General features: G+C 64.4%; 15 protein-coding genes. 13 read left to right on the forward strand and 2 right to left on the reverse strand.

What is annotated here, in order from left to right:
• The first annotated feature begins 93 nt into the window (after positions 1-93).
• From P0D89_RS02950 to P0D89_RS03005, 12 genes are all read left to right on the forward strand, one after another.
• Entirely contained in the window at positions 94-2,475 is a 2,382-nt protein-coding gene (locus P0D89_RS02950; protein WP_408376073.1) for a FimV/HubP family polar landmark protein, read from the forward strand.
• Positions 2,472-3,284, forward strand: a complete 813-nt coding sequence (gene truA, locus P0D89_RS02955; protein WP_408358301.1) for a tRNA pseudouridine(38-40) synthase TruA — start codon at positions 2,472-2,474, stop codon at positions 3,282-3,284. Before P0D89_RS02950 ends, truA begins: the two co-directional genes overlap by 4 nt.
• A complete protein-coding gene (locus P0D89_RS02960; RefSeq protein ID WP_408358300.1) occupies positions 3,281-3,994 on the forward strand; it encodes a phosphoribosylanthranilate isomerase in 714 nt (237 codons plus the stop codon). The genes truA and P0D89_RS02960 overlap by 4 nt, the downstream gene beginning before the upstream one ends.
• 59 nt (positions 3,995-4,053) lie before the next feature.
• A complete protein-coding gene (gene trpB / locus P0D89_RS02965) occupies positions 4,054-5,247 on the forward strand; it encodes a tryptophan synthase subunit beta (RefSeq protein WP_408376074.1) in 1,194 nt (397 codons plus the stop codon).
• A gap of 11 nt (positions 5,248-5,258) precedes the next feature.
• Positions 5,259-6,167 carry a DNA-methyltransferase gene (locus tag P0D89_RS02970; RefSeq protein WP_408358298.1) on the forward strand — a complete coding sequence of 303 codons (909 nt, stop codon included), beginning with the start codon at positions 5,259-5,261 and terminating at the stop codon, positions 6,165-6,167.
• Between the two features lie 46 nt (positions 6,168-6,213).
• Positions 6,214-7,026, forward strand: a complete 813-nt coding sequence (gene trpA, locus P0D89_RS02975) for a tryptophan synthase subunit alpha (RefSeq protein WP_408358297.1) — start codon at positions 6,214-6,216, stop codon at positions 7,024-7,026.
• A 78-nt stretch (positions 7,027-7,104) separates the two neighbouring features.
• Complete coding sequence (gene accD / locus P0D89_RS02980) at positions 7,105-7,977, forward strand: acetyl-CoA carboxylase, carboxyltransferase subunit beta (protein ID WP_408358296.1); 873 nt, start codon at positions 7,105-7,107, stop codon at positions 7,975-7,977.
• A gap of 282 nt (positions 7,978-8,259) precedes the next feature.
• Complete coding sequence (gene folC, locus P0D89_RS02985) at positions 8,260-9,570, forward strand: bifunctional tetrahydrofolate synthase/dihydrofolate synthase (protein ID WP_408358295.1); 1,311 nt, start codon at positions 8,260-8,262, stop codon at positions 9,568-9,570.
• A 29-nt stretch (positions 9,571-9,599) separates the two neighbouring features.
• Positions 9,600-10,523, forward strand: a complete 924-nt coding sequence (locus P0D89_RS02990; RefSeq protein WP_408358294.1) for an SPOR domain-containing protein — start codon at positions 9,600-9,602, stop codon at positions 10,521-10,523.
• A 7-nt stretch (positions 10,524-10,530) separates the two neighbouring features.
• A complete protein-coding gene (locus P0D89_RS02995) occupies positions 10,531-11,025 on the forward strand; it encodes a CvpA family protein (RefSeq protein WP_408376075.1) in 495 nt (164 codons plus the stop codon).
• Positions 11,026-11,181: 156 nt separating this feature from the next.
• A complete protein-coding gene (gene purF, locus P0D89_RS03000) occupies positions 11,182-12,732 on the forward strand; it encodes an amidophosphoribosyltransferase (protein ID WP_408358292.1) in 1,551 nt (516 codons plus the stop codon).
• Positions 12,733-13,028: 296 nt separating this feature from the next.
• On the forward strand, positions 13,029-14,219 hold the full coding sequence (locus P0D89_RS03005) for an O-succinylhomoserine sulfhydrylase (RefSeq protein ID WP_408358291.1): 1,191 nt from the start codon (positions 13,029-13,031) through the stop codon (positions 14,217-14,219).
• 88 nt (positions 14,220-14,307) lie between these two features.
• On the opposite strand, the gene P0D89_RS03010 is transcribed toward P0D89_RS03005, so the two are convergent.
• Complete coding sequence (locus P0D89_RS03010; RefSeq protein WP_408358290.1) at positions 14,308-15,087, reverse strand: AraC family transcriptional regulator; 780 nt, start codon at positions 15,085-15,087, stop codon at positions 14,308-14,310.
• A 46-nt stretch (positions 15,088-15,133) separates the two neighbouring features.
• Positions 15,134-15,475: an FKBP-type peptidyl-prolyl cis-trans isomerase gene (locus P0D89_RS03015; RefSeq protein ID WP_006047612.1), complete on the reverse strand. Its 342-nt coding sequence runs from the start codon at positions 15,473-15,475 to the stop codon at positions 15,134-15,136.
• Positions 15,476-15,661: 186 nt separating this feature from the next.
• On the opposite strand from P0D89_RS03015, the gene P0D89_RS03020 reads away from it, so the two are divergent.
• Positions 15,662-16,465, forward strand: coding sequence for a sensor histidine kinase (locus P0D89_RS03020; RefSeq protein ID WP_408358289.1), 804 nt, complete (start codon positions 15,662-15,664; stop codon positions 16,463-16,465).
• Positions 16,466-16,502: the final 37 nt, after the last annotated feature.

Below are 16,502 nucleotides of genomic sequence, written 5' to 3' on the forward strand. Positions count from 1 at the left end.
GCTTGCGCGGCGCTTTTTTCATTGTGTGCTCCGATTATCTTGACTCTTTCAAACCGCAAAAAAGGGCTGCGCGCTGACGCGCCTGGAGTCCCGATGAACCTTCGACTCTCATCCCTTCGGGCTATGTCCAATCATCAAGATAAGGGCCGTTTGACGGGCCGCCCGGTGGCCGCTTTGGCTTTGGCGCTGGCCGGCGCCGGCATGGGCAACGCGCTTGCCGCGCCCGGCGATGCCGCGAGCGCGCCGGACGCCGCGTCCGTTTCATATGCGGCCGGCAGTCAATACACAGTGCGGCCAGGGCAATCATTGAACGACGTGGCGATTGCGGTCACGCAGTCGCACGATCTGGCGACGCTCGCACGCGCGACGCGCGCATTGTTCGATGCGAATCCGAACGCGTTCATGAGCCATGATCCGAGCCGGCTGCGCGTTGGAGCGGTGTTGACGGTGCCGGCGCTGGATGCCTCCGGGGCTTTGGCCGCTTCTTCGGCGGCTGTGCAAGCGGCTGCGGGCGCGTCTGCGCCGAGTACGGCGGCGGCGGCTGATGCGGCGAGCGCCGCCGCTCAGGTCAATGCGGCTGCGGCAAGTGCGGCGGCTCATGCTGCTGCGCCGGCTGCCCCTGCGGTATCGGGGACGGCCAGCACGCCGGCCGAAGCAAGCTCGGCACCGGCCGGCGCGGCTGTAGGCGGCGCGGTTTCGTCAGCGCCGGCAGCGGGCTCGCAGGCGGCGGCATCGTCCTCGGCCAGCGGCGTACACGAGTGGTCGGGTGCGATTCAACCGACGGCGAGCGAGCCTGCCGCTGGCGCTCAGCCGCAAGCCCCCGGAACGGCTCCGGCGGCAGCTGGTGCACAGCCTGCATCGCAGCCGCGTGCGAAGGTCTCCAGCTTGCAGCAATTGCTCGCGCTGAAGAACCGCGTGCTGATGGAATTGCAGAAGCATGGCATCGGTGGTGCGCCGGTGGCGACCAGCGGCACTGCGCCTACAGGCGAGGCGAAGCCGGTGGCGGGTGCGTCATCGGCGGGGCCGGCTGGGACGGGGCATGGCGCGGCTGCGGTGGTACCCGCGCCGACTAGTGGCGGCATGTCGCAAATGGAATTGAGCATCGCGGCGGCGATTGGCGCGGCGTTGGTTGTGCTGCTCGCGGCTTTGCGCATGCGTCGGCGCAAGCGTGAGGCTGGTGCGGCGGCTGAGGCTACGTCCGCGGAATCCGATATGGCGGCGTCGGCGCGGGCAAGCGACCCGCAGGGCAGCGTTGCGACACGCGGACAGACGCTTGCGAGCGAAGTAGCGGGCACGAATGACGGTGAGTCAGTGCGCCATGCGGCGGCGTTGGCAGCGGCGGAGCGTGCGGCAGCCGAGCAGTCAGTAGCTGAACGCGCGGCCGCCGAAAAAGCCGCAGCGGACCGCGCGGCAGCAGAGACAGCAGCGCAACAGGCCATGGCCGAGCCAGCCGCAGAACACCTAGCTCGCACAGACTCTTTCACCGAAGAACACACGCCACTCGAACAAAGCGGGCAAGAACCTCCCGCGTCTCACGCGTACGTCGAACCAGCGCAACCAGCCGCGAAAGTCCCTGAACCCGCCGAAAGCGCTTTCCCGTCAGAGCCGCTCCCCGCACCTCATCAAGAGCGCATCAACGGCGCGACCACGGCGGCAAGCCTCGCAGCCGCCGCGGAACTCGGCGCCGAAGCGTTGCCGCTGGCGCCGCTCGAACCGGTCGACGAAACCCCGCAACAGGACGATCACGCTCGCCACCCGCAATCGAATGACGAGGCGACGCGGAGCGCGCCGGCCGCGCAACAAGAACCGGCAGCCGAGCCGCAGAATCACCTGAATACCCCAGTACCGGTGATCGATTTCACGCAGCAAAACACCGAGCCGCGCACGGCTCCCCCGTTCGTCCAGCCGTCCGACGACGCGTTGTCGAGCACGTTCCCCGAAAGGTCGACGCCAGCTCAGCCTGCGTCGGCACTTCCTGGTGAATTCCCGCGCGATGCCGTCGACGCGTTCAGCAGCCTCGACATGCCGCTGCCGCCGAGAATCGAGTCGCCTGCCGGCACTGAACATGCCCCAACATCTCTGACGACGCAGCCGGTCGCGTCGCCGGAAACCACCGCTCAGCAAGCGTTCGCGCCGCACGAATCGGACGACGACGCCCCGCATATCGCCGATGAAATCGCCGCCGGCACGGCCGGCCACGCAGCCGTCGCGGGCCTGGGCGCGGCCGGCTTCGGCTCGCTGAACCTCGACTTCGACCTCGAACTGCCGCCGAGCCCGGCCCAACCGCTGCCGGCGTTCACGCAGACCGATCTGATCCGTATCGCCCGCAACAAGCTCGATCTGGCCTCCGAGTACATCGAACTGGGCGATCTGTCCGGCGCACGCGCGCTCATCAACGAAGTGATCGAAGCGGACGATCCGGCCACGCGCACCGAGGCCCGCGCGTTGCTCTCGACGCTGGCGCCGTTGTCGTGAAGCGGATTGCATTAGGCGTCCAGTACGACGGCGCGGCGTTCGGCGGTTGGCAGGCGCAACCGCACGGCAGGACGGTGCAGAACGAACTCGAACGGGCACTGCGCGAATTCGCGCAGACGCCCGTGCACACCGTGGTGGCGGGCCGCACGGATGCAGGTGTGCATGGGCTCGGGCAAGTCGTGCATTTCGACACCGAACTCGACCGTCTGGATGTTTCCTGGGTGCGCGGCCCCAACTCGTTTCTGCCGAAGACGATTGGCGTGCAGTGGGCCAAGCCGATGCCCGACGACTTTCATGCGCGCTTTTCGGCGTTCGAGCGGACCTATTACTACGTGCTGTACGTCAGTCCGGTGCGCTCGCCGATGCTGGCGACGCGGGCCGGCTGGGTGCATATGCCGCTCGATGTCGACGCGATGCGGGCCTGCGTCGTCCATCTGCTTGGCGAGCGCGACTTTTCAGCGTTCCGCTCGTCGCAATGCCAGTCGAAAACGCCGGTGAAGCACTTGTACCAGATCGACGTTCGGCCGCAGGGCGACTTCATTCATTTCCGCTTCCGGGCGAATGCGTTCCTGCACCACATGGTGCGCAACCTGATGGGCTGTCTGATCGAAGTGGGACGCGGCCGCCAGCCGCCCGAATGGCTGGCCGAGGTGCTCGCGAGCCGCAGCCGGGAATGCGCCGCGCCGACCTTCATGCCGGACGGCTTGTATCTGGCGCAAGTGGGCTATCCTGAGAAATTCGCCGTGCCCGCGCCGCAAACGGGCAGCGTGCCGTGGAGTACCGTATGGACCGAGCAACCGGAAACATGAAACGAAGCGAAGACCAGGCCCAAGCGGCCGACGCTGCCGCGCAGGAGAACAAGGTGCCACATCGAACGCGCATCAAACTTTGCGGACTGTCGAAACCGGCGGACGTCGCCCACGCGATCGACCTCGGCGCCGACGCGATCGGTCTCGTGTTCTATCCGCCGAGCGCACGCTCGGTCAGCGTCGCGCAAGCGGTCGAACTGGTGCACGATGTGCCGCCGTTCGTGTCGGTGGTCGGCCTGTTCGTCAACGCGACGCCGGAATGGGTTCGCGAAGTGGCGAGCAATGTCGGGCTCACGCTGCTTCAATTTCACGGCGACGAGACCGCCGAGCAATGCGAATCGCTCGCGGGCGTTGCGGGTTTGCCTTGGTTGCGTGCGTTGCGCATTGCGTCGGACACTCGACCGGCCGATTTGGTAAAATCGGCACTTAACTATTCAGCGGCCAGTGGTCTTCTGTTCGACACCCATGTCGAAGGCTATGGCGGCGGCGGGAAGGTTTTCGATTGGTCACTTATTCCAGCAGAGCTCGCGCGTCGGGCCGTTTTGAGTGGTGGGTTGAACGCGCAAAACGTCAGTGATGCGATCCATCGCGTGCGCCCGTACGCGGTCGATGTCTCGAGCGGCATCGAAGTCGCGGGCGCCAAGGGCGTGAAGGATCACGCCCGGATGGCGGCATTCGTGCGCGCGGTGCGCGCAGCCGATGCCGAATGATTCAGGCCAGCGGCTTTCTCGCACGAAAACCGCGCGCCACACTGAGAAGAGTGATCACTATGTATAACTTGCCTGATGAAAGAGGCCATTTCGGCCAATTTGGCGGCGTGTTCGTCGCCGAAACGCTGGTTCACGCGCTCGACGAACTGCGCGAAGCGTACGAGAAATATCAGAAAGATCCCGACTTCGTCGCCGAATATGAGCGCGAGTTGAAGTATTTCGTCGGCCGCCCATCGCCGATTTATCACGCTCAGCGCTGGAGCGAACTGCTCGGCGGCGCGCAGGTTTTCTTCAAACGCGAAGACCTCAATCACACTGGCGCGCACAAGATCAACAACGTGATCGGCCAGGCACTGCTCGCCAAGCGCATGGGCAAACCGCGCGTGATCGCGGAAACCGGCGCTGGCCAGCACGGCGTGGCCACGGCGACCATCGCGGCGCGTTTCGGGATGGAATGCGTGGTTTACATGGGCGCAGAAGACGTGCGACGCCAGGCCGCTAACGTCTACCGCATGAAACTGCTCGGCGCGACCGTGGTGCCAGTGGAATCCGGCTCGCGCACGCTGAAAGACGCACTGAACGAAGCCATGCGCGATTGGGTGACCAACGTCGAAAACACGTTCTACATCATCGGCACGGTGGCGGGCCCGCATCCTTACCCGATGATGGTGCGAGACTTCCAGCGCGTGATCGGCGATGAATGCAAGGTGCAAATGCCGGAACTGGTCGGGCGCCAGCCTGATGTCGTGATCGCGTGTGTTGGCGGCGGTTCGAACGCAATGGGGATCTTTTATCCGTATATCGACGACAGTTCCGTGCAATTGGTCGGCGTCGAAGCGGCCGGCGACGGCATCGAAACCGGCCGTCATGCGGCTTCGCTGATCGGCGGCAGCCCGGGCGTTCTTCATGGCAACCGCACGTATCTGCTTCAGGACGAAAACGGTCAGATCATCGAGACTCATTCGATATCGGCCGGCCTCGACTATCCGGGCGTCGGTCCCGAGCACGCGTGGCTAAAAGAGAACAATCGCGCGCAATATGTCGGTATCACCGACGAAGAGGCACTCAAGGCCTTTCACGATTGCTGCCGCGTCGAGGGCATCATTCCAGCGCTTGAGTCCAGCCACGCGCTGGCCTACGCCGCGAAGCTCGCGCCCACGCTGCCGAAGGATAAGGTCCTGCTGGTCAATCTGTCGGGCCGAGGCGACAAGGACATGCACACGGTCGCCGAGCGATCGGGCATTCAGTTCTGAGCGCCCCGACGATGCGTGACGAGTTCGACGAGCCGCAGCCCGCGAGTGAAACCCAGAATCCGGCCGCCGAGGTAGCGGCGGCCGCGGCACCTGCACTGTTGCTGCCGCACGTGCCGGCTGGCATTCGGCTGTTGAATCGCGATTTTCTGACCGATGTAGCGAACATTCCCGATGCGTCGATCGACCTGATCGTATGCGATCCGCCTTACGGGCTCGGCAAGGATTACGGCAACGACTCTGACATGCGAACAGGCGAGGATTTTCTCGTCTGGACGCGGGGCTGGCTGGAGTTGGCTATTCCGAAGCTCAAGCCGTCGGGTTCGCTCTACATTTTCTGCACATGGCAGTATTCGCCGGAAATCTTCAGCTTTCTGAAGACAAAACTCACGATGATCAACGAAATCATCTGGGACCGGCGCGTACCGAGCATGGGCGGCACCGTGCGCCGATTTACCTCGGTGCATGACAACATCGGCTTTTTCGCGGTGTCGAAGGATTACTTCTTCGATCTCGATCCCGTCCGCATCCCGTACGATGCCGTCACGAAGAAGGCGCGTTCGCGTAAGTTGTTCGAAGGCAGCAAGTGGTTGGAGCTTGGCTATAATCCCAAGGATGTCTGGTCGGTATCGCGGCTGCATCGGCAACACGCCGAACGCGTCGCTCACCCCACGCAGAAACCGCTGGAGATCGTCGAGCGGATGGTGCTGGCCAGTTGTCCAAAGGGCGGCCGCGTGCTCGACCCGTTCATGGGCAGCGGTACAACCGCAGTCGCTTGCGCCCGTCAGCAGCGCGAATTCGTCGGCTATGAAATCAATGAAAGTTACTGCGCGATAGCGCGCGAACGCGTCAGCGCCGCCGCTTCGCCTCCCGCGCCTCGCCGCGCCAAAGCCAAACCGCAACGGCAGCCCGAAGTGCAGTGAGCGGCGTGCGAGAAGCGCGCAGTAGCCAAAATTTCGAGAATATTCCATGTCCCGTATCAAAAACACGTTTGCCGCGCTGTCCGCCGAGGGTAAAAAAGGCCTGATTCCGTTCATGACGGCCGGCGATCCGGACCCCGCCCGCACGGTCGAATTCATGCACGCGCTCGCTGCCGGCGGCGCGGACGTGATCGAACTCGGTGTGCCGTTTTCGGACCCGATGGCCGATGGTCCGGTGATCCAGCAGTCGTCCGAGCGCGCGCTGGCGCAGGGTGTCTCGTTGCGCCACGTGCTCGCCGACGTCAAGCGCTTTCGCGAAACCAACGACAAAACGCCTGTGGTGCTGATGGGCTACGCCAATCCGATCGAGCGGATGGGGACCGACGCCTTCGCGAAAGCCGCCAAAGAGGCCGGCGTGGATGGCGTGCTGGTCGTCGACTACCCGCCGGAAGAGTGTGCTAATTTCGCCGAACAGATGCGATCTGCCGGCATCGATCCGATCTTTCTGCTTGCGCCCACGTCAACGGACGAGCGCATCGCGGAAGTCGGCAAGATTGCCAGCGGTTACGTCTACTATGTGTCGTTGAAAGGCGTGACCGGAGCGGCAAATCTGGACGTTTCCAGCATCGCGAGTAAAATCCCGGCCATCAAGTCGCGAGTTCCCCTGCCGGTGGGCGTCGGTTTCGGCATCCGTGACGCGCAAACCGCGCGTTCGGTGGCCGAGGTGTCCGATGCCGTCGTGATCGGCAGCCGTATTGTCCAATTGCTCGAACAGGCAGCACCCGACACAGCCGCCGAGACGCTTACGCGTTTCGTCGCTGAAGTGCGCCAAGCGCTCGATAGCGTCGCGACTGCCCGATAACAGTTATTTTTGTCGCTGTAGTGTGAACGGCGGGCTTGTCCCGCCGTTTGCGCGACCGTGACCCCAGAAGGATTCAATATGAGCTGGCTCGACAAGCTGCTGCCGCCGAAAATCAAACAAACCGACCCGAAGAGCCGAAAGGGGATTCCGGAAGGCCTGTGGATCAAGTGCCCGTCGTGCGAAGCTGTGCTGTACCGCAACGACGTCGAGGCCAATCTGCATGTTTGCCCGAAGTGCGACCATCACATGCGCATCGGCGCGCGTGAGCGGCTCGACGGCCTGCTCGACGCGGAAGGCCGTTACGAGATCGGCCAGGAAATCGTTCCGGTCGACGCGCTGAAGTTCAAGGACAGCCGCAAGTATCCGGATCGCCTGAAAGAGGCCATGGACGACACCGACGAAACCGACGCCATGGTCGTGATGGGCGGTGCAATCCATACGTTGCCGGTCGTGGTCGCGTGCTTCGAGTTCTCGTTCATGGGCGGCTCGATGGGTTCGGTGGTCGGTGAGCGCTTCGCGCGCGGCGCGCAGAACGCGCTCGAACAGAAGGTGCCGTTTATCTGCTTCACCGCTTCGGGCGGCGCGCGGATGCAGGAAAGCCTGCTGTCGCTGATGCAAATGGCGAAGACCACCGCCATGCTGACCAAGCTCGCCGAAGCCAAGCTGCCGTTCATTTCCGTGCTGACCGATCCGACCATGGGCGGCGTGTCCGCGAGTTTCGCGTTTCTCGGCGACGTGGTGATCGCCGAGCCGAAGGCACTGATCGGCTTCGCCGGCCCGCGCGTGATCGAACAAACGGTGCGCGAAAAGCTGCCGGAAGGTTTTCAGCGCGCCGAGTTCCTGCTGACGAAGGGCGCGATCGACATGATCGTCGACCGTCGCAAGCTGCGCGAAGAGCTGGCTCAATTGATGGCGCTGTTGAGCCATCAGCCGGCGGACGCGGTCGCGTAAGCAGAGGCCGCACAGAGCGATAGACCTCTGCGTCGCCGTGTGCAGAACAGGCGCTGCGGCTGGAAGGGTAGTCAGAAAATTACGCGCCGCGTGAGTCATCAAGCGGCGCGCTGTCATTTCCGGGATAATCACGGTCTCGCAACGCAGCGGCGTTAGCCAGGCTGCCCTGCGCGCGGCTTTCTGCGCATAAAGTGCCCGCCGCGCTGCGCTCTGCCAGCCGCAGCCGCCCAGCCCGCGCCTTGCGCCTCACTGCCCAAAACCGATTCACTCGCGATTCACCCCATGACCACATTCCCCACCCTCGACGCGTGGCTCACGCATCTTGAATCCGCGCATCCGGTCGGCATCGACATGGGTTTGGGCCGTATCTCGAAGGTGCGCGACGCGATGCAACTGTCGTTCGCCTGCCCGATCATCACGGTCGGCGGCACGAACGGCAAGGGCTCGACGTGCGCGATCCTCGAATCCATCTTGCTGCGTGCCGGATTTAGGGTCGGCTGCCACACGTCGCCGCATCTGCTCTCGTTCAACGAGCGCGCGCGCGTGAACGGCGAAATGGCGAGCGACGCGGATCTGCTGCCGCATTTCGAAGCCGTCGAAGCCGCACGTCTTAGCCTCGCGGAGCCGGTCACGCTGACCTACTTCGAATTCACGACACTGGCGATCATGAGCCTGTTCGCTGCGCGCGGACTCGACGCGGTGATTTTCGAAGTCGGCTTGGGCGGGCGCCTCGACGCGGTCAACATCCTCGATACGGACTGCGCGATCATCACAAGCATCGACCTCGACCACATGGACTATCTCGGCGACACGCGCGAAAAGATCGCCGTCGAAAAAGCCGGCATTTTCCGCCCGGGCAAGCCGGCGATCTGTGCGGACCCGGTGCCGCCGCAATCGCTGATCGACCATGCCGAGAAGATCGGCGCCGAACTGTGGCTATTCGGCCGCGATTTCCGCTACGAAGGCCAGGCGGGCAGCGAGCGTCAGCAATGGAGCTACGTCGGTCCGACAATGCGGCGTTCGGCGCTCGCTTATCCAGCGCTGCGCGGCGCGAATCAGTTGATCAACACTTCGGCGGCGCTGGCCGGTCTCGAAGCGCTGCGCGACCGCTTGCCGGTATCGGCGCAGGACATCCGGCTCGGTCTCGCCAACGTGGAACTGCCGGGTCGTTTCCAGGTGTTGCCCGGCAAGCCGGCCATCGTGCTGGATGTCGGTCACAATCCGCATGCGGCCGCGGTGCTGACGCAAAACCTTGGCAACATGGGCTTTTTCCCGTACACCTATGCGGTGTTCGGCGCGATGCGCGACAAGGACATTGCCGGCGTATTGGCGCATCTCAAAGGCGAGATCGACTATTGGTGCGTGACCGATTTGCCGACCCCGCGCGCGGCGTCGGCGAAAGAGCTCGAAACGGCGTTGCGCGAGCAGGGCGTGGGCGAGAGCGCCGACAGCAGCGTGACGCGCTACGCAACACCCGCAGAGGCTTTCCAAGACGCGCTAAAACGCGCGTCAGAGAATGATAGAATCGTGGTTTTCGGCAGTTTCTATACGGTAGCAGGCGTCATGGCTTACCGGAAATCGCAGCAACACTGAACGGGCGCCAGGCTCGAACCAAGCGATTCATGGGAATTTTCTCGTTCGGCAAGAAAGACGACGCGCCCACCCGGCGCGGCGCAAACACCAGTTCCAATCGGGCCGCCCGCGGTGAACGCGTGGAGCGGCGCACTCGCCGCACGGAGCGCACCGTCGACGCCGATGCGATGCTGCTCGACCCTACGTTGCCGGAAAAGCAGCGCGCGCGGCGCCGGCTGGTCGGCGCGATTGCGCTGGTCGTGGCTGCGGTGATCATCCTGCCAATGGTGTTGGACTCGCATCCCAAGCCCGTCACCGACGACATTTCGATCGACATTCCGAGCCGGCCCGCGCCGAAGGTCGCCCCCAAGACCACCGAAGACACCCAAGCCGGCGTAGCTCCCGACAATCCGACGCCCGACGCGGGTCTTGCGGCATCCAGCCTCGCGGCGACGCCGGCAGTCAAGCCCGCCCAGTCCGGTGCGTCAAAGCAAAGCGCGGACGCGAACACTATGCCCGCGCCCGCAGCCAAGCCGGCGGCGAAGCCGCAGGCGCCCGCTGTCGCGGCCAATACCGCACCTGCTGTGACTGCAGCGCCCGCCGCACCGACCAAACCGATCCGCACGCCGGCCACGCATAGCGCAGAAAGCGCGCCAGCCCCGAGCGACGACGAAATAAATACCGCCGCCGCCCGCGCGGACGCGAACTCCGGCACGCCAGCATCGCCGCCTGGCAGCCGTTTCGCGGTGCAGCTCGGCGCGTTTACGGACGACGCCAACGCGCGTACCTGGGCGACCAAGTTGAAAGCGGCGGGGGTGCCCGCATATACCGAACATCGTAAGCAGGCGGACGGCTCGACGCTCACGCTGTTGCGCGCCGGTCCGTTCGCCGACCGTGCGGCGGCAACCGCCGCGATCGCAAAGGTTCGCGAGGCCGGCTTGACGTCGGGCGCGAACAACGGCGCTGCACAGTAAGCGAGCGATGTTCACGGCCTTCGACTACGCTGTAATGGCGGTGATCGGTTTGTCGGCGTTGCGCGGCACGTGGCGTGGTTTTTTGTCAGAGATATTCGGACTGATCGGCTGGATCGCGGCGTTCTTCATTGCCTGTGGATTCGTCAGTTACGTCGTGCCGTATATACCGTCCAATTGGCCGGGTGGCGCGTTGACCCAGTGGCTGCTGGCGTTCGCGCTGCTGGTGATCGGCGTGGTGCTCGTGGCGAGCGTAGTGAGCGCGCTGCTGAGCCGCGTCGTGCAGGCAACTGGGCTGGGCGGCGTGGACCGCTCGCTCGGTTTGATGTTCGGCCTCGTACGCGGGGTCATTCTGGTGCTGATTCTGGTCGCCCTCGCAGGCTTGACCGAACTGCCCCAACAGGAATTCTGGCGCAACGCTCTGCTGAGGCCCTATGCGGTCGAGGGCGTGCACGTAATGAAACCGCTGCTTCCCGAGACGCTTGCCGCCTACGTCCACGTGTGACGATCAGGCAAGCGGTCAGAGGGACGCAGCAGGACTCCGGCGCAAACCGGCCGCCTTTGCGTAACAGCGCGCTCGCCCCGAAGGAAGGCCCCTTTGGGGAGCGCTATCGCAGGCACCGGCCGCCACGACGAATTTTGTACCTTTGAAGGACATGCCATGTGCGGCATCGTAGGCGTAGTTTCCCACTCTCCGGTCAATCAGCTGATCTATGACAGCCTGCTGCTCCTGCAGCACCGCGGTCAGGACGCCGCCGGCATCGCGACAGCGAACGGCAGCAACTTCCACATGCACAAGGCCAACGGCATGGTGCGCGACGTGTTCCGCACGCGCAACATGCGCAGCCTGCCCGGTACGACAGGTATCGGCCAGGTCCGTTACCCGACCGCTGGTTCCGCGTCGAGCGAGGAAGAAGCCCAGCCGTTCTACGTGAACGCGCCGTTCGGCATCATCCTCGCGCACAACGGCAACCTGACCAACTGGCGGCAGTTGAAAGACGAGATGTTCCGCATCGATCGCCGCCACATCAACACCAATTCCGACACGGAAGTCATGCTCAACGTGCTCGCGCACGAGTTGCAGCTGGCTAGCTCCGGCCTGCAACTCGATCCGGCCGCGCTGTTCAACGCCGTGTCGGGCGTGCATCGCCGGGTGCGCGGTTCGTACGCGATCGTGTCGCTGATCGCCGGTTATGGTTTGCTGGGCTTCCGCGACCCGTTCGGCATCCGTCCGCTGTGCCTCGGCAAGCTGGAGACGGCTGAAGGCGTCGAGTGGATGTTGGCGTCGGAATCGGTGGCGATCGAAGGCATCGGCTTCGAGTTCGTGCGCGACGTGGCGCCGGGCGAGGCGATATTCATCGACATCGACGGTCAGCTGCATTCGCAGCAATGCGCGACGAGCCCGAGCCTGAACCCCTGCATTTTCGAACTCGTGTATCTCGCGCGTCCGGACTCGGTGCTCGACGGCGTGCCGGTGTACAACGTGCGTCTGCGCATGGGCGATTACCTCGCCGAAAAGATCAAGCGCGAACTGCCCGACGTCGCGATCGACGTCGTGATGCCGATTCCCGATTCGTCCCGTCCGGCCGCGATGCAGGTCGCGAAGAAGCTGGGCGTCGAGTATCGCGAAGGCTTCTTCAAGAACCGTTACGTGGGCCGCACCTTCATCATGCCGGGCCAGGCGGTGCGCAAGAAGTCGGTGCGTCAGAAGCTGAACGCGATGGGTATCGAGTTCAAGGGCAAGAACGTATTGATCGTCGATGACTCGATCGTGCGCGGCACCACCTCGCACGAAATCGTGCAGATGGCGCGCGATGCGGGCGCAAACAAGGTGATCTTCGCGTCGGCGGCGCCGCCGGTGAAATTCCCGAACGTCTACGGCATCGATATGCCGACGCGCGGTGAACTCGTTGCCCACGGCCGCACAGACGAAGAAGTCGCGCGCATGATCGGCGCGGATCATCTCGTGTATCAGGACGTCGAGGCGCTGAAGCAGGCCGTGCGCGACATCAACCCGGCGCTGAAGGAGTTCGAAGCGTCGTGCTTCGACGGCAACTATGTGACCGGCGATGTCACGACCGAGTACCTCGATCGCATCGAAACCGCGCGTCTCGCACCGTCGTCGCAATCGGATCGTGACGCCGCGAGCGAAGCGATCGACGGGGGCGGCCCGGCGCGTTCGCAACTGCATCTGCAACTGTCGGTGGGTTGAGCGCGGTCTGCTCGACCGGTTCATGGCGTGGCGCGCTGCACGCCGCGCCATGAGCGTGTTAGCATGGCGGCTTGCGTCGATTTGATCTCAGCTTGCGGACGCGGGGCAACCCGAAACAGCTAAAGCGAAGGGTGGAAAAGCCGCACGCATCCGCCTCCGCTCCAGCTTTCCCCGCACATGAAGCCCGCTTATGCCGACGCAAAGCGGGCTTTTTTGTTGCTGCTGTCCGGCGTTGTGCTTCGTCACAGGCGAGCCGCGCCGAACGCAGCCATCGAACATTGGAAACCAGAACCATCATGGACGACTCCCTGAACTTCGATACGCTCGCAGTCCGCTCGGGCACCATGCGCAGCGACTTCAACGAGCACTCGGAAGCTATCTTCCTAACCTCGAGCTTCGTGTTCGCGAGTGCCGCGGACGCCGCCGAGCGCTTCAAGAACTCCGAAGACAACTACACCTACTCGCGCTTCACGAACCCGACCGTGTCGATGTTCCAGGACCGCCTCGCCGCGCTCGAAGGCGGCGAAGCGTGCATGGCGACGGCGTCGGGGATGGCCGCGATCATGTCCGTGGTGATGTCCACGCTGCAGGCCGGCGATCATCTGGTGAGCTCGCAGGCACTGTTCGGTTCGACGCTCGGCATGTTCTCGCAGATCTTCAGCAAGTTCGGCATCACGACCACCTTCGTCGATCCGACCGACGTGGACGCGTGGAAAAACGCCGTGCGTCCGGAGACGAAAATGTTCTTCCTCGAAACGCCGTCGAATCCGCTGACCGAAATCGCCGATATCGAAGCGATCAGCAAGGTCGCGAAAGCGGCGAACGCGCTGTTCGTGGTCGACAACTGCTTCTGCAGCCCCGCCTTGCAGCAGCCGCTGAAGTTCGGTGCGGACGTCGTGATGCATTCGGCCACCAAGTTTCTCGACGGCCAGGGCCGGGTGCTCGGCGGCGCGCTGGTCGGCTCGAAGAAATTCATCATGGAGAAGGTGTTTCCGTTCGTGCGCAGCGCGGGGCCGACGCTTTCCGCGTTCAACGCATGGGTGCTGCTCAAGGGCATGGAAACGCTGTCGCTGCGGGTGGAAAAGCAGTCGGCGAATGCACTCGAAATCGCGCGCTGGCTCGATACGCATCCGGCCGTGAATCGCGTGTTCTATCCTGGGCTGGAGTCGCATCCGCAGCATGCGCTGGCCATGCGTCAGCAGAAGGCGGGCGGCGCGATTCTGTCGTTCGAACTGAAGGGCGACACGCCGGAGCAAATGCGTGAGAACGCCTGGCGCGTGATCGACAGCACGAAGCTGTGCTCGATCACCGGCAACCTCGGCGATACCCGCACGACCATCACGCACCCGGCGACCACCACGCATGGTCGCGTGACGCCGGAGGCGCGCGCGGCCGCGGGCATTAGCGAAGGTTTGATCCGTCTTGCCGTGGGTCTGGAAAACGCCGGCGATATTCGCGCCGATCTGCAGCGTGGGCTGGCCGGCTGAGTGGTGACTGATGATGCAGGGGGCACCGGCTTTGGCGGCGCCCCCTGCAGCGAAAAGCGGGCCGTCGCGTCAGGCTCGCGCAATGAACTCAGTGCCGCAGCGCGCGCCACTGACCGGGCGCGAGGCCGAAGCGCCGCGTGAACGCGTGCGTGTACGCGCTCTGATCGCCGAAGCCGATTTCCAGCGCGATATCGGTCAATGAAAGACGCGGGTCCGCGAGCAACGTGATCGACGTATCGAGCCGCAGCCGCTGCAAATAGCGATGCGGCGTTTCGCCGAACGCGTCGATAAAGAGCTGGTGAAAGCGCCGCATGCCGAAACCGCAATGTGCGGCGAGGTCGGCAATACGCAACGGCTCCGACAAATGCGCGCGCAGCCAGCGGTCGACGCGCGCGAAGTCGAGACCGGCGCCACCGGCCAGCGCGCCGGCCGTGGTGCCGGTGTCGGCGATGAGCGCGGCGCCCAGCCGCGCGGCGGCGTCCCAATGGAAACGCCGGCTGTCCAGATCGTCGCCTAGCGCGCCACCCGTGGCATGCGCCGCGATCCGATACACGAGCTGCGTGAGCGACTCATCCACCGTCACGGCGCGCGCGCGGTCGAACAGCCGTTCCGGCACGGCCAGCGACGCGGCCGGCAAATCCAGCACCAACTGCCGGTTCTCGCCGACCCCGGCGTAGTCGTGCCGCGCACCGGCCGGGATGAGCCAAGCGGAGCCGGCGTCGATCTGTTGCGCGACACCGTCGACCGCCATCACCATCGCGCCGTCGAGCCCGAGCACGACCTGGTGGAAGTCGTGCACGTCCGACGCTTCGATTGCGCCGTAGCGGCGCAACGAAACGCTAGGTGCGGTGACGGCGGCGTGGCTCATGGCTGTGACGCGTCGACGATGCGCAATGACAAAAACGACGAACCGCTTAAACGTCGAGCAATTCGACTTCGAACACGAGCGTCGCATTCGGCGGAATCACGCCGCCCGCGCCGCGCACGCCGTAGCCGAGTTGCGGCGGAATGGTCAGCTTGCGCGTGCCGCCGACCTTCATGCCCTGCACGCCTTCGTCCCAGCCCTTGATGACCATGCCGCCGCCCAGCACGAACGCGAACGGGTCGTTGCGGTCCTTGCTCGAGTCGAACTTCTGGCCGTCGGTCAGCCAGCCGGTGTAGTGCACGCTGACGGTCTTGCCTGCCACCGCTTCGGCGCCGGTGCCTTCGACGATGTCCTCGTACTTCAGGCCGGATTCGGTAGTCACAGTCGACATAAGTCGCTCCTCAATGAAATCGTAAAAACCGACATTGTAGGCGTGTTGACGCCGCATCGCCGAGGAATGCCGTGTGGCATGCGGATTGCGTCCGAATTGGCCGTCCGGCCAGGCTGGCCGCGCCGGACAGCTTGCCTATAATGGGGCTTCTTTCAATTCTCCAGCACTGCCTGAGAGGGCTCGATCGTGACAACGTCTTCAAGCGGGACCGGTGGTGCACAGCCGGTTCCTTCCGGCTTCGCCGTCTCCGAACGAACCGCGCATCTGCGTGCCGAAACCGCGCTGTTCATGCGCGATCATGTGCTCTCGCTGGTGTCGCACGATCTGCGTGGTCCGCTGAACGCCATTCATAGCTGGGCCTACGTGCTCGAGCGCAAGCTCGATGCGAACGACCCGAACGCGCAGCGCGCCGTCACCGGCATTCGCAGCGGCGTCGATCAGCAGGTGAAGCTGCTCGAAACCATCGTCGATGCGACGCGCGCCGAAACCAGGTCGCTGGCGCTCGCGTGTGCGCCGTTTCCGCTACATCCGCTACTCGACGAAACCACCGAGGAAGTCCGCTCCGGTCTCGCCCGCTCGCGCGGCGTGAACATCACGGTCGACTCGCAGCTCGCCACCGAGCAGCTCAACGGCGACCGCGAGCGTCTCGCCGCCGCGCTGTGGGTGATGCTCGCGTTCGCCGTCGAAGCGAGCGCCGACGGCGCGGCGGTCACGCTGGCGGCGCGCGCCGACACGGGCACGTGGCACGCCGCCGTCACCTATCAGTCGAACGAAACCGCATTGAACGACCCCGCCTTGCCTCATGTGCTGGAAACATTTGCCCGCAAGCAGGCCGGCGAGCCGCGCGAAGCGAAGCGGATCGCGTGGGTGTTCGCGCTGTGCAAGCGCGTCGCGGAAGCGCACGGCGGCAGCTTCGAACAAAGCGACGCCACCGGCGACGCCGCCACGCTCGCGCTGCGTGTGCCGTTAAGCGCGACGGCGCCGAGGTGAGCGCTTCGGCTTCGTCCCAGCGACTTCTGCCCGATTA

The sequence above is a fragment of the Paraburkholderia sp. RL18-085-BIA-A genome (genome assembly GCF_046027075.1).
Taxonomy (GTDB): domain Bacteria; phylum Pseudomonadota; class Gammaproteobacteria; order Burkholderiales; family Burkholderiaceae; genus Paraburkholderia.

What these genes read in the sequence shown, in the direction of transcription:
- P0D89_RS02950 (WP_408376073.1), top strand. Translation starts at nt 94, where the DNA reads ATGAACCTTCGACTCTCATCCCTTCGGGCTATGTCCAATCATCAAGAT.
- P0D89_RS02960 (WP_408358300.1), top strand. Translation starts at nt 3,281, where the DNA reads ATGAAACGAAGCGAAGACCAGGCCCAAGCGGCCGACGCTGCCGCGCAG.
- trpB (WP_408376074.1), top strand. Translation starts at nt 4,054, where the DNA reads ATGTATAACTTGCCTGATGAAAGAGGCCATTTCGGCCAATTTGGCGGC.
- P0D89_RS02970 (WP_408358298.1), top strand. Translation starts at nt 5,259, where the DNA reads ATGCGTGACGAGTTCGACGAGCCGCAGCCCGCGAGTGAAACCCAGAAT.
- trpA (WP_408358297.1), top strand. Translation starts at nt 6,214, where the DNA reads ATGTCCCGTATCAAAAACACGTTTGCCGCGCTGTCCGCCGAGGGTAAA.
- accD (WP_408358296.1), top strand. Translation starts at nt 7,105, where the DNA reads ATGAGCTGGCTCGACAAGCTGCTGCCGCCGAAAATCAAACAAACCGAC.
- folC (WP_408358295.1), top strand. Translation starts at nt 8,260, where the DNA reads ATGACCACATTCCCCACCCTCGACGCGTGGCTCACGCATCTTGAATCC.
- P0D89_RS02990 (WP_408358294.1), top strand. Translation starts at nt 9,600, where the DNA reads ATGGGAATTTTCTCGTTCGGCAAGAAAGACGACGCGCCCACCCGGCGC.
- P0D89_RS02995 (WP_408376075.1), top strand. Translation starts at nt 10,531, where the DNA reads ATGTTCACGGCCTTCGACTACGCTGTAATGGCGGTGATCGGTTTGTCG.
- purF (WP_408358292.1), top strand. Translation starts at nt 11,182, where the DNA reads ATGTGCGGCATCGTAGGCGTAGTTTCCCACTCTCCGGTCAATCAGCTG.
- P0D89_RS03005 (WP_408358291.1), top strand. Translation starts at nt 13,029, where the DNA reads ATGGACGACTCCCTGAACTTCGATACGCTCGCAGTCCGCTCGGGCACC.
- P0D89_RS03010 (WP_408358290.1), bottom strand. Translation starts at nt 15,087, where the DNA reads ATGAGCCACGCCGCCGTCACCGCACCTAGCGTTTCGTTGCGCCGCTAC.
- P0D89_RS03015 (WP_006047612.1), bottom strand. Translation starts at nt 15,475, where the DNA reads ATGTCGACTGTGACTACCGAATCCGGCCTGAAGTACGAGGACATCGTC.